The 14,162-nt window shown below is 68.7% G+C and carries 13 protein-coding genes; 8 read left to right on the top strand and 5 right to left on the bottom strand.

Annotated features, from left to right (window positions below; translation table 11 throughout):
• Positions 1 to 32 precede the first annotated feature (32 nt).
• The 5 genes from AC4HOU_RS01395 to AC4HOU_RS01415 all read left to right on the top strand — a co-directional run bounded on the left by AC4HOU_RS01395 (position 33) and on the right by AC4HOU_RS01415 (position 4,998).
• Positions 33 to 638 carry a M15 family metallopeptidase gene (locus AC4HOU_RS01395; RefSeq protein WP_195019415.1) on the top strand — a complete coding sequence of 202 codons (606 nt, stop codon included), beginning with the start codon at positions 33 to 35 and terminating at the stop codon, positions 636 to 638.
• Positions 635 to 1,978, top strand: coding sequence for a DoxX family protein (locus AC4HOU_RS01400; RefSeq protein ID WP_163813223.1), 1,344 nt, complete (start codon positions 635 to 637; stop codon positions 1,976 to 1,978). Before AC4HOU_RS01395 ends, AC4HOU_RS01400 begins: the two co-directional genes overlap by 4 nt.
• A 258-nt stretch (positions 1,979 to 2,236) precedes the next feature.
• Positions 2,237 to 2,857 (top strand): AmiS/UreI family transporter, encoded by a 621-nt coding sequence (locus AC4HOU_RS01405; protein ID WP_195020760.1) that lies wholly within the window; start codon positions 2,237 to 2,239, stop codon positions 2,855 to 2,857.
• 45 nt (positions 2,858 to 2,902) lie between these two features.
• Entirely contained in the window at positions 2,903 to 3,940 is a 1,038-nt protein-coding gene (locus tag AC4HOU_RS01410) for an aliphatic amidase (RefSeq protein ID WP_195019416.1), read from the top strand.
• An 8-nt stretch (positions 3,941 to 3,948) separates the two neighbouring features.
• A complete protein-coding gene (locus tag AC4HOU_RS01415) occupies positions 3,949 to 4,998 on the top strand; it encodes an AAA family ATPase (RefSeq protein ID WP_195019417.1) in 1,050 nt (349 codons plus the stop codon).
• A 48-nt stretch (positions 4,999 to 5,046) separates the two neighbouring features.
• On the opposite strand, the gene AC4HOU_RS01420 is transcribed toward AC4HOU_RS01415, so the two are convergent.
• Positions 5,047 to 6,120, bottom strand: a complete 1,074-nt coding sequence (locus AC4HOU_RS01420) for a substrate-binding domain-containing protein (protein WP_490724016.1) — start codon at positions 6,118 to 6,120, stop codon at positions 5,047 to 5,049.
• Positions 6,121 to 6,229: 109 nt separating this feature from the next.
• On the opposite strand from AC4HOU_RS01420, the gene AC4HOU_RS01425 reads away from it, so the two are divergent.
• Positions 6,230 to 6,661 (top strand): MarR family transcriptional regulator, encoded by a 432-nt coding sequence (locus AC4HOU_RS01425; RefSeq protein ID WP_490724017.1) that lies wholly within the window; start codon positions 6,230 to 6,232, stop codon positions 6,659 to 6,661.
• Here the strand turns inward: AC4HOU_RS01425 and eutC are convergent.
• From eutC to eat, 3 genes are read right to left on the bottom strand one after another with little or no spacing between them, the layout of a single operon-like run.
• On the bottom strand, positions 6,629 to 7,405 hold the full coding sequence (eutC, locus tag AC4HOU_RS01430) for an ethanolamine ammonia-lyase subunit EutC (protein ID WP_490724018.1): 777 nt from the start codon (positions 7,403 to 7,405) through the stop codon (positions 6,629 to 6,631). The two genes, AC4HOU_RS01425 and eutC, sit on opposite strands and share 33 nt — an antisense overlap.
• 15 nt (positions 7,406 to 7,420) lie before the next feature.
• Positions 7,421 to 8,827 (bottom strand): ethanolamine ammonia-lyase subunit EutB, encoded by a 1,407-nt coding sequence (locus AC4HOU_RS01435; protein WP_490724019.1) that lies wholly within the window; start codon positions 8,825 to 8,827, stop codon positions 7,421 to 7,423.
• On the bottom strand, positions 8,824 to 10,263 hold the full coding sequence (gene eat, locus AC4HOU_RS01440; RefSeq protein WP_195019421.1) for an ethanolamine permease: 1,440 nt from the start codon (positions 10,261 to 10,263) through the stop codon (positions 8,824 to 8,826). Before eat ends, AC4HOU_RS01435 begins: the two co-directional genes overlap by 4 nt.
• Before the next feature lie 248 nt (positions 10,264 to 10,511).
• Here eat and AC4HOU_RS01445 point away from each other — a divergent pair, with 248 nt between their 5' ends.
• Together AC4HOU_RS01445 and AC4HOU_RS01450 are read left to right on the top strand one after the other, a co-directional pair.
• On the top strand, positions 10,512 to 11,972 hold the full coding sequence (locus tag AC4HOU_RS01445) for an APC family permease (protein ID WP_490724020.1): 1,461 nt from the start codon (positions 10,512 to 10,514) through the stop codon (positions 11,970 to 11,972).
• Positions 11,969 to 12,715 (top strand): IclR family transcriptional regulator, encoded by a 747-nt coding sequence (locus AC4HOU_RS01450; RefSeq protein WP_490724021.1) that lies wholly within the window; start codon positions 11,969 to 11,971, stop codon positions 12,713 to 12,715. The genes AC4HOU_RS01445 and AC4HOU_RS01450 overlap by 4 nt, the downstream gene beginning before the upstream one ends.
• Positions 12,716 to 12,732: 17 nt before the next feature.
• Here AC4HOU_RS01450 and AC4HOU_RS01455 read toward each other — a convergent pair whose 3' ends face one another.
• A complete protein-coding gene (locus AC4HOU_RS01455) occupies positions 12,733 to 14,055 on the bottom strand; it encodes an APC family permease (protein ID WP_490724022.1) in 1,323 nt (440 codons plus the stop codon).
• Between the last annotated feature and the right edge of the window lie 107 nt (positions 14,056 to 14,162).

Below are 14,162 nucleotides of genomic sequence, written 5' to 3' on the forward strand. Positions count from 1 at the left end.
GCCGGCAACACCAGGCTGTCTTCACTGACCGTATGAATCACAGCGAACCAGCACGAACCGCGCCTCACCGTAGCCGATCCGGCGTCATCGCCGCCTGCGTCCTCGCCGGTGCGGCGCTGGCCGGTGCCCTCGTCCATCAGTCGCCGGCACAGCTGTCGGCTTCGACCGCGGCAGCCATCGAGGCCCTTCGCGGCGAACGCCAGGGCCCGCCGGGTGCCGCCACGTTCGACGACGGGATTCCGTCCGTGTCCGACCTCGACCCCGCGCTGCTCGACGCGCTACGGCGCGCCTCGGCCGACGCCGCGGCCGACGGCGTCGAGTTGGTCGTCACCAGCGGCCGGCGGTCCCCGGAATACCAGGACCAGCTGTTGCGTGCGGCGGTCGCGAAGTACGGTTCGCCGGCCGAAGCCGCGCGATGGGTGGCCACCGCGGAAACGTCGGCCCATGTATCGGGCGACGCGGTCGACATCGGGCCCACCGAAGCCACGGCCTGGCTGTCGGCGCACGGCGCCGAGTACGGGCTGTGCCAGATCTATCGCAACGAGCCCTGGCACTTCGAACTGCGTCCCGCTGCCGTCGACGACGGCTGCCCGGCCCAGTACTCCGACCCCACCGAAGACCCGAGGATGGGCCGGTGACCGGCACGCGGGAAGCCACGGCCGCCGGCGCCCGAGGAGCGGCCTGGCATCCGGCGACGCGTATCGCGTTCCGATTCTGCGTCCTCTACTTCGGTTTGTTCTGTCTGCTCATCCCCTATATTCCTGCCGCACTGCTCGGTGCCTTCGGCCGCTGGGTCCAGGGCCACGCCGGGCTGTGGACCACGGCCATGACCGACCCCGTCACCGGATGGGTGGGCGAGACGATCTTCGGAGTCGACGCGCTACTGCACCGGGACTCGGGAGCGGGCGACCAGACGGCGATCTGGGTGCTGGTGTTCTGCCTGCTGATCGTCTCGGCGGTGGTCACCGCGGTGTGGACGCTCGTCGACCGCCGCAGCTCCTATCCCCGGCTGCTGGCGTGGTTCACGCTATTTCTCAGGCTGTGCCTGGCCGGGCAGATGCTGTCGTTCGGGCTCGCCAAGCTGATCCCCAACCAGATGCCCGGACCCGGTCTCGCTCAGCTGTTGCAGCCGTACGGCGAGTTCAGTCCCATGTCGGTGTTGTGGTTACAGGTCGGTAGCGCGCCTGCCTACGAGATGGCACTCGGTGCGGTCGAAGTGGTCGCCGGGCTGCTGCTGTTCGTGCCGCGGACCGCGATCCTCGGCGCGATCGTGAGCCTGGCGGGCACAGCGCAGATCCTGTTGCTGAATATGGCCTTCGATGTTCCGGAGAAGCTGCTGTCGGCCCACCTGCTGATGATCAGCCTGGTTCTGCTCGCTCCACATCTGCGTCGTTTGTTCGACGTGTTCGTGCGGCACCGTGCCTGCGCGCCGCTGACGTCGCCCGCGCTGTTCACCGATGCCCGCAGGAACCGCATCGCGACCTGGCTCCAGGTGGCCCTCGCCGTCTGGGTCACGCTGAGCGGCATCCAGGACAACTGGCGCGTCTGGCAAGACCAGTACGGCGCCGGAAGCCCCAGATCCCCGCTGTACGGGATATGGGACGTGCGGGACTTCCGCCTCGACGGGCAGCCGGTGGCTCCGCTCATCACCGACGAGAACCGTTGGCAGCGAGTGGTTTTCGACGGGCCCGAGGAAGCGACGTATCAGCGGATGAACGGTGATCTGGTACCGGCACACGCCCACTTCCGCCCCGACGGCCGACTGGAACTCACCACCATCCCATCGAACCGCCACGCCGAACCCGGCCCGCCGTTCGCCACAGTGTCAGCCGAACAACCCGACCCGGACCGGCTGATCCTCCGGGGCACCCTGAAGGACCGCACGGTCGCGATCACCCTCGAACGCGTCGATCCGAACACCTTCACACTGCGCAGCCGCGGATTCCACTGGGTACAGGACTACCCGTACCTCCGGTAGGCGCGAGTTCCGCACTCGGCTTCTCCGGAAGCCCGGGCGTTCTCAGCGGCGGTCACATCCGGCGGCTCGTCATCAGCTACGACGAGATCGGCGGTAGGCGGAAGCCGATGCGGGCGCCGGGTCGAATTCATCCCGCCGATCGCCGTGGCTCCGGTGCCTCGTCGACACGGCACTCGCACGATCCGGGCCCTTGACTCTGTGACCCACCACACGTATTTTCATCTGAAATCATTTCACATGAAAACATTGGTGGTGGTCATGGCCGACGTCGGTCTGCTCTATGTCGGAGCCGTTCTCCTGGTCAACGGGCTCATGCTGCTCGGGGTCGTCCCGCCGCGCTCGGCCGCCCTGCTCAATCTGTTCGTCGGGGCGTTGCAATGCGTCCTGCCGACCGTCGCACTGGCCCAGGCGGGCGGCGATAAGGCGGCGATCCTGGCCGCGTCCGGGGTGTATCTGTTCGGTTTCACCTATCTCTACGTCGGAGTCAGCACCCTCGCCGGAGGTGAGGCACAAGGAATCGGCTGGTTCTCCGCCTTCGTCGCCGCGACCGCCCTGGTGTATGCCTGGATCTGCTTCGCACGCACGGAGGACCCGGTCTTCGGCGTCATCTGGCTCGCATGGTCGCTGCTGTGGGGCTTGTTCTTTCTCGTCCTCGGCCTCGGCAGGGTCGGGCTCACGCGCTTCACCGGCTGGGCCGCCGTCCTACTGAGCCAGCCGACCTGCACCGTCCCCGCCCTGTTGGCGCTGACCGGCACCTACCACCCCACCGCGGGCATGGCGGCGATCTGGGCCGCCGGGCTCCTCGCGGCTCTCGGCGGCGCCTGGTTGCTCGCCGGCCGCTACCACCTCGCGACCACAAATGTTCCCGCGGCGTCCTGAACAGCGCCAACCGCCCGCCATGGGCCCGATAAAAGGAGAAATCGAATGCGACACGGTGATATCTCGTCCAGTCCCGATACCGTCGGCGTGGCGGTGGTCAATTACAAGATGCCGCGCTTGCACACGAAAGCAGAGGTCATCGCCAACGCGCACAAGATCGCCGAGATGCTGATCGGCATGAAAACGGGTCTGCCGGGGATGGATCTGGTGATCTTCCCGGAGTACTCGACCCAGGGCATCATGTACGACGAGCAGGAAATGTATGCGACCGCGGCCACGGTTCCCGGTGCGGAAACCGAGATCTTCTCGGCCGCGTGCCGGCAGGCCGGCGTCTGGGGCGTCTTCTCGATCACCGGCGAACAGCACGAGGACCACCCGAACAAGCCGCCCTACAACACGCTGGTCCTGATCAACGACCGGGGCGAGATCGTGCAGAAATACCGGAAGATCCTGCCCTGGTGCCCGATCGAGGGGTGGTATCCGGGTGACACCACCTACGTCACCGAGGGACCCAAAGGCCTGAAGGTATCGCTGATCATCTGCGATGACGGCAATTACCCGGAGATCTGGCGCGACTGCGCGATGAAAGGTGCGGAGCTGATCGTGCGCTGCCAGGGCTACATGTATCCGGCCAAAGATCAGCAGGTACTCATGGCCAAAGCCATGGCCTGGGCCAACAATTGCTATGTCGCCGTGGCGAATGCCGCCGGATTCGACGGCGTCTACTCCTACTTCGGGCATTCGGCCATCATCGGGTTCGATGGCCGCACCCTCGGCGAAACGGGTGAGGAAGAGTACGGAATCCAGTACGCCCAGCTGTCGGTGGCGGCGATTCGCGACGCGCGCGCGAACGACCAATCCCAGAACCATTTGTTCAAACTGCTGCACCGCGGCTACTCCGGCGTGCATGCCGCCGGCGACGGCGATCGCGGCGTGGCCGACTGCCCCTTCGAGTTCTACAAGTTGTGGGTGACCGACGCGGTCAAGGCCCAGCAACAGGTGGAGGAGATGACCCGCGACACCGTCGGCGTCGCCGAGTGCCGGGTCGGCGCGCTACCCGTCGAGCAGACCACCGAAGCGTAGGAGGACCCGTGCCGTACCTGACCGACATGCTCCACGACCAGAACCGGTCACCCGCCGCACCGGCGCGCACCGATTCGGCCACCGGATTCGATCGGCAGGCGCTGGCAGCACGTCTGAACGAGTCCGTCCTCGGACAAGCCGACGCCGTCGACGCCGTCGTGCGCGCGGTCACCCTCGCGCACGTCGGCGCCACGGACCCGCACGGCCCCCTGGCCAGCGTGCTGCTCGCAGGACCCACCGGAGTCGGCAAAACCGAACTCGTCCGCCGGCTGGCCGCCGAGTTGCGCAGCGGCCCGGACGATGTGTGCCGAGTGGATATGAACGCGTTCGCGCAAGAGCATTACGCCGCGTCCTTCAGCGGCGCGCCGCCCGGGTACGCCGGCAGCAAGGAGTCGCTGACGGTGTTCGACCGGGACACCGTCGAGGGCACAACCTATCGGCCGGGAATCGTGTTGTTCGACGAGATCGAGAAGGCCGACGTCACCGTGCTGCGGGCATTGCTGCATGTCCTCGACACCGGAGAACTGCGTTTGGCCAACGGTAAGGAACGCATCTCCTTCCGCAACTGCTATGTCTTCATGACCTCCAATCTCGGCTCCGCTCAATGGGTGCACCGGCGGGCCCGCCGGTGGCGGCCGTCGATGCCGCGGGGCCGCACCGATGACGGCGCGCGGCATCGAGAGCTCACACTCGAGGCGGTGCAACGGTTCCTGGATCCGGAATTCTTCAACCGGATCGACGAAATCGTCGTACTGAACTCCATCACCGCCGACACCGCACGGCGCATCGCGCGACTGGAGACCGATCGGCTCGCCGCCCGGCTCCGCCGCCGGGGCGTACAGCTCACCTGTGCGGATTCGGTCATCGATCTGCTGGCCGTGGAGGGATTCGACCCCGCGTTCGGTGCTCGCGCCATGCGGCGGCGGATCCGGAGCCGGGTCGCCGCGCCGGTCGCCGACACGATCGTGCGGTATCGAACCCCTGGCGAACCACTGACGTTGTCGGCGGCCGTTCGCGACGGCCGGGTTGTGGTCTATCGCATGGACGAGATCGACTGACGCTGCGCTGATCGGCGTGCCCCGCTCCGGATACTCCCGGCACGCCGATCAGAGGCAGGTCACGATGTCGAAATCGAAACCGTTCGCCACGGCCAGGTGGATCCGCTGACGGGCCTCGTTCCCGTGGAACTCGACCGTCCCCCGCGGCCCCTCGAAGGCGAGGCCGTGGGGGACGGGGTCGGGATCGTCGAACCGGCCCGATCGCCGAGCCATCGCCGCCAGCAATTGCCCTCCCTCATAACAGGATTCGGCTGCCGCGCCGATAGCGGGAGCGACCGCGCCGTGCAATCCGGTGTATCCGCGCACCAGCTCCATCGCATTGCCGTCGGTCAGCGAACGAAAATAGCCCGAGGCCACCACGAGCCCGCGAGTCGCGTCCGCGCCGCTGGCCAGCAGCATGTTCTCGTCCATCAGCGGGCTGAATCGCAAGATCGAGTCCTGCAGGCCCCGCCGCGCGAACGCTCGATTGAACTGCACGGCGTCCTGGCCGACCAGCAGCATGAGCACCGACTCACAGCCCGAACGCGCGACCCGCTCGACCACCGTGCGCATATTGCCGCCCCCGAGCTTCACGAACGCGCCCCCGACGAGATCCAGCCCGAGCTCACTCGCGAAGTGCCGCACCGCACTCAGCGATTGCTGCGGCCACACGTAATCGTCGCCCACCACGAACCACTTCCGGGTGCCGGTATGGTCACGCAGCCATCGCAGCGCCGGCGCGATCTGCTGACGCGGCGTCTCGCCGCAGCAATACACACCGGGCCGGGTCTCCCCGCCCTCGTACAGCGAGCAGTACGCATAGGGGATCCGCCCGGCCAGTACCGGAGCCAGCGCATTGCGCACCGACGAAATGTGCCATCCGCTCACCGCGTCGATATGGCCGGCATCGGCCAGCCGGGCGACCTCCGCGGCCACCCGCTCCGGCGCCGCACCACCGTCGACGATCCCGAGCTCCACTTCGCGGCCGAGGACCCCACCGCCGGCATTCAGATCATGGGCGAGCAGTTCGCCGACCGCCTCGCAGGAAGCGCCGAACAACCCCGCCGGCCCTTGCAGCGGAATCACCAGGGCCAGCCGCCAGACATCGGCGCGGGCGCGCCCGAGCACCGGTCCGCCGGTCATCGACTTCTCCCGCAGACCGACAGGCGTGCTGTCCCGATCGAGGCTGATATCATTTCAAGTGAAAGTATTCAGGTCGATCGACCCGGCCGCAACGGTTCGAGAGGATTCGATGGAGCACCACGTCGCAACGACCGACAGCGAGCCTTCGCTGACGACGCTGCTCCTCACCACCACCCGCGAACTGACCGCCGCCGTCGAAGGGCACCTCTCCGACACCGGACTCGGTATCGACGACTGGCTGGTCATCGCCACGCTGGCCACCGAGCCCGAACTCACGATGACCGAACTGCGCCACCGCACCCTGACCTCCGCGCCCACGCTCTCCCGGGTCACCGATCGCCTGGTGTCGAGGGCGCTGCTGTTCCGGGAGGTCGACGCCGCGGACCGGCGGCGGGTACGCCTGCACCTCACCAAACGCGGCGCGGAGCTGCATCAGAAGCTCGACCCCGTGATCCGGGCCGCCGAACGCGAGTGGACCGCCGCGAACGACAGCAACCTGCTGCTCACCTCACTCCAGCGCCACGGATTCGGTACCCGCTAGCGCGTCGTCCGAGGTGTCTTTGAGGGCGACGCCGGAGCGGCCGAGCGCGCGGGCGCCCGCGACCAGGCCCGCGGTGATGGCCGCCGCGCGGCGGTAGCCGAGGCCTTCGGGCGGGTGGATATTGGAGACGCAGTTGCGGTCGGCGTCGGTGCGGCCGGGCCGGGGCAGGTGGGTGAGATAGATGCCGAGACTGTCGGCGACCGAGAGGCCGGGGCGTTCACCGATGAGCATGATCAGCGTGCGCACGCCGAGCGCGGCGCCGATATGGTCGCCCAGCGCGACCCGGGCCTGCACGGCGAGCACCGGCGGGGCGAGGCTGTAGTGCGGGCGCAGTTCCTCGGCCAGCGCCGCGAGCAGGCCGGGGCCGTGGTCGTCGAGTGCGCGCGGCGACAACCCGTCGGCCAGCACGAAGCCGATGTCGGCACCGGTCTGCGACAGCGGTGACAGGTCGGCCGGGGCGCGGCCGAGATCGGGGCGGCGCAGGTACTCACCGCGGTCGCCGGCCTTGCTGCGCACCACCGCCGGCGCGCCGAGCCCCAGACCCGCGATCCGCTCGCCGAGCACCTCGGCATCGAACGGCAGATGCACCGCATCACGGGCGGCGGCGTGCGCGGCACGAAACTCCATCACCCGCTGGGTGGGCAGCGCGCTGCCGGCGCGGCCGAGCCCGATCCTGGCCTGGGTGGTGCGGCGCAACGGCGCCCACACGTCGGGCGGGGAATCGGCGGCGTTGTCGATCTCCACGGGCAATCCTCCTGGTCAGCGAGCGGTCAGGGCGAGCAGCGGTGACGCGGCGGCGTCCACCGGCAGGATCCGGCCCGATTCGTCGGCCATACCGAGCCCGTGCAGCCAGGCCTCGAACTCGGGTGCGGCCCGCAGCCCCAGCACCTGACGCACATACAGCGCGTCGTGAAAAGACAGGCTCTGATAGCCGAGCATGACGTCGTCGGCGCCGGGCACCGCGATCACGAACGCCGCTCCCGCCACGCCGAGCAGGGTGAGCAAGGTGTCCATATCGTCCTGGTCGGCCTCGGCGTGGTTGGTGTAGCAGACGTCCACGCCCATCGGCAGTCCGAGCAATTTGCCGCAGAAATGATCCTCGAGCCCGGCACGGATGATCTGCTTGCCGTCGTAGAGGTATTCGGGTCCGATGAAGCCGACGACGGTGTTCACCAGCAGCGGGTCCAGGGCCCGCGCCACCGCGTAGGCCCGCGCCTCCAGCGTCTGCTGATCCACCGGTCGCCCGCCGGTGCCCAGGTGGGCTCCCGCCGACAGCGCCGAGCCCTGACCGGTCTCCAGATACATCACGTTGTTCCCGGCCGTCCCCCGCCCCAGCGCACGGGCCGCGTCGTTCGCCTCGGCCAGCAGCGGCAGCGTGACGCCGAAGCTCGCGTTGGCGCCCTCGGTGCCCGCGATGGACTGGAACACCAGGTCGACGGGGACGTTCTTGTCGATGAGTTCCATCGTCGTGGTCACGTGGGAGAGCACACAGGACTGCATCGGGATGTCGAAGCGGGTGCGCACGTCGTCGAGCAGATACAGCAGATCCGCTGTCGCCCTCGGTGAATCGGTGGCCGGGTTGATGCCGATGACGGCGTCGCCGCAGCCCATCAGCAGCCCGTCGAGGGTGGCGGCGGCGATGCCGCGCGGATCGTCGGTGGGATGGTTCGGTTGCAGGCGCGTGGCAATCCGGCCGGGCAGACCGATCGTGGTGCGGAACGCCGAGGTCACGGTGATCGCCTTGGCCACCGCGATCAGGTCCTGATTGCGCATGATCTTCGAGACCGCCGCCACCATTTCCGGGGTCAGGCCCGCGGCGACCCCGGACAGGGTCGCCGCGGCATCGGGCGTGGCCGCGGTGGCCAGCAGCCAATCCCGGAAGCCGCCGACGGTGAGGTGCGCGATCGGGGCGAAGGCCGTCCGGTCGTGGCCGTCGACGATCAGCCGGGTCACGTCGTCGGTTTCGTAGGGCACCACCTGCTCGTCGAGGAAGATGGTCAGCGGCAGGTCGGCCAGCACCCAGCAGGCGGCGGCGCGCTCGGCGTCGGACTCGGCCGCGCAGCCGGCGAGCTGGTCGCCCGAGCGCAGCGGGGTGGCCTTGGCCAGCACCTCCACCAGCGAGCCGAAACTGAAATTCCGGCCGGACACGCTCTGGTGATAGGTCATTCGAGTTCCTCCTCGGCGCGGGCCAGCACGGCGAACTCCTCATCGGGCGAGTTCGCGACCAGCCGGTGGCGGCTGTAGAGGCCGAAGTAGGCCAGGAAGGCGGCGAACACCGCCAGGCAGCACAGCGCGGCCTTGGTATCGACCAGGAAGGTGGCCACGACCGCGAACGCGGCGACAACCAGCGCGAAACCGGTGGTGGCGATGCCACCCGGGGTGCGGTAGGGCCGCGGCATCCCCGGCTCGCGGCGGCGCAGCACGATGTGGCTGGTCATCATCAACACATAGCTGAGCGCGGCGCCGAACACCGCCATATTCAGCAGCATCGCGCCCTGACCGGTGAAGGTGAGCCCGAACCCGATCGCGCCGGGCACGATCAGCGCGAGTACCGGCGCCTTGCGAGAGTTGGTGACCGACAACGACTTCGGCAGATAACCCGCCCGCGAGAGCGCGAACAGCTGGCGGGAGTAGGCGTAGATGATGGAGAAGAAGCTGGCGATCAGGCCGGCCAGACCGATGTAGTTCACGACCGTGGCCGCGCCGCTGTCGCCGAGCGCCTCCACCAGCGGGTTGCCCGAGGACTGCATGGCCTCGGCTCCACCCGCGCCGGTGGTGAGCACCAGCACGAGGGCGCACGTCACCAGCAGCACACCCATCGCCGCGACGATACCGCGCGGAACATTGCGCTCGGGATTCTTCGTCTCCTCGGCCGCCAGCGGAACCCCCTCCACCGCGAGGAAGAACCAGATCGCGAACGGGATCGCCGCCCAGATGCCGAGGTAGCCGTGCGGCAGCACGCTGGAGGCGCCCGCGGCGTCGCTGACCGGAATGTCGGTCAGGTTGGCCACATCGAAGTGCCCGATCGCGGCGACGACGAACACGATCAGCCCGACCAGTGCGACGGCGGTGATCACGAACATCACCTTCAGCGCCTCGCCCACACCGCTGAGGTGGATGCCGATGAACACCGCGTAGACAGCCAGATACACCCACCAGCCGTCCTGGATGCCGAACAGTCCGAGCGATTCCACGTAGGCGCCGATGAAGGTGGCGATCGCGGCGGGCGCGATGGCGTATTCGATGAGAATGGCCGTGCCGGTGGCGAATCCACCCCACGGACCGAGCGCGCGCCGGGCGAAGGTATATCCACCGCCCGCGGCGGGCAGCGCCGAACTCATCTCGGCCATTCCGAGCACCATCGCCAGATACATGGCGGCGATGATCACCGCGGCGATCGCCAGCCCACCGAAACCGCCCTGTTCCAGGCCGAAGTTCCAGCCGGAATAGTCGCCGGAGATCACATAACTCACACCGAGCCCGGCCAGCAGCAGCCAGCCGGCGCTGCCGCGCTTCAGCTGGCGTCTGGCCAGGTAATCGCTGGATTCCTCGTGCGATTCACTCCCCTGATCCCGGGATTTGTCGGCGTCGAGAACAGACATCTGCGGCTCCATACGGACATCGGATATTCGGTTGCGAGCAATCGCGGGCACAACCCGGAAATGCTCGTGTCGGCACAACGTACTGAGCGGATATGACGCGCTGCCTACGTTTGTCGAATCTGTTGTGAGAAATCGTGCGCCGGAAATTCCCACCCCGCGTAACACGGCGGAAACATTCATCCTGCGCGCTTGTGATAATCGTCGTTACGGCGCCGGCCCGCGGCGTCGTGCAGACAGGACGGAGCGCGATGCCCGAGGGGCAGGGTCGGCACCTGATCGCCGAGAAGTCGCCGGTGCGCGGACTGGACCGGCGGCGATTGCCGTTCGCGCCCGTACTGGCCCAATCGGTGGCGGCGGTGGCGCCGGCAGGCACCGCGGGGGTCACGCCCGCGCTGGTGCTCGCGACGGCGGGCGGCGGTGGCGCGCTGATCGCGTTCGTGTGCGCGGCGGTGCTCGCCGTCCTGGTCGCGGCCTGCATTCGGCCGATGGCGCAGCGCATGGCGTCGGTGGGCGGGCTCTACACCTACGTCGCCCGGGGGCTCGGGCCGAAAGCCGCGGTGCCGACCGGGTGGTCGGCGATCGTCGGTTACGGGGCGGTGTCCATCGCGGGCCTGATCGCGGTGGGCGCCTACCTCGCGCACGTGGCGGCGAGTGTGGGGCCGGCGCGCGGGACGCCCGCCGTGACCGTGGGGGCGGTCGCGGTGGTGGCGGCGCTGGCCGTCGGGCTGGTCCTCATTCGTGGCATCCGGATGTCGGCGTGGACGACGCTGGGAGTGGAGTGCGTGTCGATCGTGATCGTCGCCGCGGTGCTGTTGGTGTTGCTGACGCGGCAGCACACGGGCGAACCGGTGCGTTCGGCGTTCACCTTCGACGGTGATCTCCAACTGCTCGCGGTCGGTGTGGTGGTGGCGGTGAGCGCGTTCGTCGGGTTCGAGAGCTCCACGACGCTCAGCGGCGAAGCGCAGCAACCGTTTCGGTCGATCCCGCGCGCGGTGGCGTGGACGCCCGCTCTGTCGGCGGCGATCTATCTGACCGCGGTGCCGATCCTGGCCATCGCGCTGCGGCAGGCGCCTGCCTCGGGCAGCTCCACACCGTTGGTCGAACTGCTCATCGCCGATGGCTCCCGCACACTGGCCGCGTTCCTGGATCTCGGCATCGCCGCCTCCTTTTTCGCCTGCACGCTGGCCTCGATGAACGCGCTGGTGCGGGTGCTGTTCTGCATGGGCCGGGAGGGGGTCGCGCCGCGCACGTTCGGTCACGTGCATCCGCGGTTCCGCACGCCCTCGCACGCCGCGTTGGCCGCGCTCGCGGTGGTCGCGGTGGTGCCGGTGGTAGTGCTGGCCCTGGGTGCGACGCCGGAGGACGGCCTGCGCGCCTTCCTCACCCTGAGTGCGTGCGGATATCTGGGGAGCTATTTCGCGGTCTGCCTCTCGGCGCCGGTGCTGTTGCGGCGCATCGGGGAGAACAGTGCGCGATTGTGGGTGCTCGGTGGGCTCACCGCGACGCTGCTGGTGTTCCTCGCCGGCAATGCGGCGATCTCGACGGTGCGCGACGGCAACCGGGTGATCCTGGTCTACGGGCTCATCATGGCGGCCGCGGTGCTCTACACCGGCTATCTGGCCGTCGTCCGGCCCGCGCGGCTGGCCGCGGTCGGCATCTACGACGAGACCCAGCGCTCCGACCTCGCACGGGCGGCCACGTTCCGATGAGTCCGCTGCGCGATCCCTCCCGGCGTCACCCGAGTACCGTCTCCAATTCGCTGCGCATCCTCGAGGTGGTCGCCACTCTCGGACTCGGCGTGACGGCCAAGGAGATCGCCGCGGCGCTGCACATGCCCGCGGCCACGGCCTACCGGCTGCTCAACGCCCTGGTCGCCGAGGAGTATCTGGTGCGCACCTCCGATCTGCGCGGCTTCGGGCTCGGCGCGCGGCTGGACGGATTGATCACCGCGGCCGCGCGCCCGATCATGCCGTTCGCCGCCCGTTCGGCGATCGAGGAGTTGCGCTCGTCGGTGCGCTTCGGGGTGCACGTGATGGGGTTCCGGGCAGGCGCCGTGCACGTCATCGATGCCGACCCGGATCATCCGGTGCGGGCCGAGCGAGAACTCGTCCGGTATCCGCACGCCTCGGCAGCCGGCAAGGTGCTGCTCGCGCACGACCCCGAGGCCCTCGACGCGCTCCCCTCCCGGCTCCCCCGCCTCACACCCGCCACGGTCACCGACCACGCTGCCCTGCGCGCCCAGCTGGAGGCGGTGCGCCGCGACGGCGTCGCCACCCAGATCGACGAACTGGAGCCCGCACTGAGCTGCGCCGCGCTGCCGATCAGGGACGCGGAGGGGGTGGTGCGCGGCGCCCTGTGCCTGGCGGGGACGTCGGCCCGCGCCCAGGTGATCCAAGCCCACGTCGATGCCGCCGACAGGTGTGCGAAATCCCTTGGGCCACTGCTGTATTGATCGACTGGCCCGGCTGATCACTCGCCGCCCGCGACGCGACTCGGCTGCATCGCGCCGTGCCGGCGAGCGCGGATAGCGTTCGCGACGGCCAGTGCCGCACCGAGCGCGAGCAGCAGCAGACCGCGCGCCCAGACCTCGCCCTCGATTCGGGTGAACAGGAACAGGCACGAGGCCGAGCCGAGCCAGGGAACGGCGGTGGGGATGCGGAAATGCCCGGGCTCGCCCGCGTCCCGGCGCAGTGCCGGCACCGCCGCGTTGACGGCGGCGAAGACGAACAGCAGCAACAGCACCAATGTCGCTGCCAATGAATCGATTTCACCGGTCAGCGCCAACACCAGCGACACCGACGACGTCGCCGCGATCGCCACCCACGGCGTGCGTGTACGCGGGGAGATCCGAGCCAGGACCGGCGGCAGGAGTCCGTCACCTGCCATGCCGTACGCCAACCGCGACGACATGATGCCGGTGAGCAACGCACCGTTGGCCACCGCCACCAGTGCGACGACACTGAACAACCAGTCCGGCACCCACCCCGCGACTCGGACGACCTCGAGCAGCGGTCCACTGGAGCCCGCCAACTGCTCGGTGGGCACACACGCACTGGCGACCACACCGATCAGCGCGTACACCACGCCGGCGGTGAGCAGCGCGCCGAACAACGCCATGGGATACGAACGCCGCGGATCCTTGACCTCCTCGGCCAGGTTCACCGAGGTCTCGAACCCGACGAACGAGTAGAAGGCCAGCACCGCTCCGGCCAGTACCGCCGCGGCCGCTCCGTGGCCGGGGGTGCCCACCTGCGCGAGCCGGGCCGGGTCGGCGTCACCGCGCAGCATCACCCACACACCGAGGCCGATGATCAGCAGTAGCCCGGACAGCTCGATCGCGGTGGCGACGACGTTGGCGCCGAGGGATTCCTTGATCCCACGGATATTGAGCGCGGCCAGCGCGACCAGGAAGATCACCACCACGAGCAACGTCGGCAGCGACACCAGTGCCCGCAGATAGTCACCGGCGAAGCCTCGGGCCAACGCCGCCACCGAGACAATCCCCGCGGCCAGCATGCAGAAGCCGATGAACGATCCCGCCGCGGGACCGAACGCTCTGGTGACATAGTGTGCCGAGCCGCCTGCCCGCGGATACTTCGTGGCCATCTCGGCATACGAACCGGCGGTGAGCGTCGCCAGCCCGAGCGCGATCAGCAGCGGAAGCCACACCGCCCCACCCGACTCGCGTGCGATAGTGCCGACCAGCACGTACACCCCGGCACCGAGGACGTCGCCCAGGATGAAGAAGTACAGCAGCGGGGTGGTTACCGCCCGTTTCAGCATGACCGCCATGGGAGACACATACCCGCGCGTTCTCTCGGCAAGCGTCGATGCGAACAGCGGCCCCCGGACCGGCTTGCGGATCGTCTCATCCGCCCTGGTGAATGCGTTGTCAGCGC

Source organism: Nocardia sp. JCM 38205 (genome assembly GCF_058222935.1).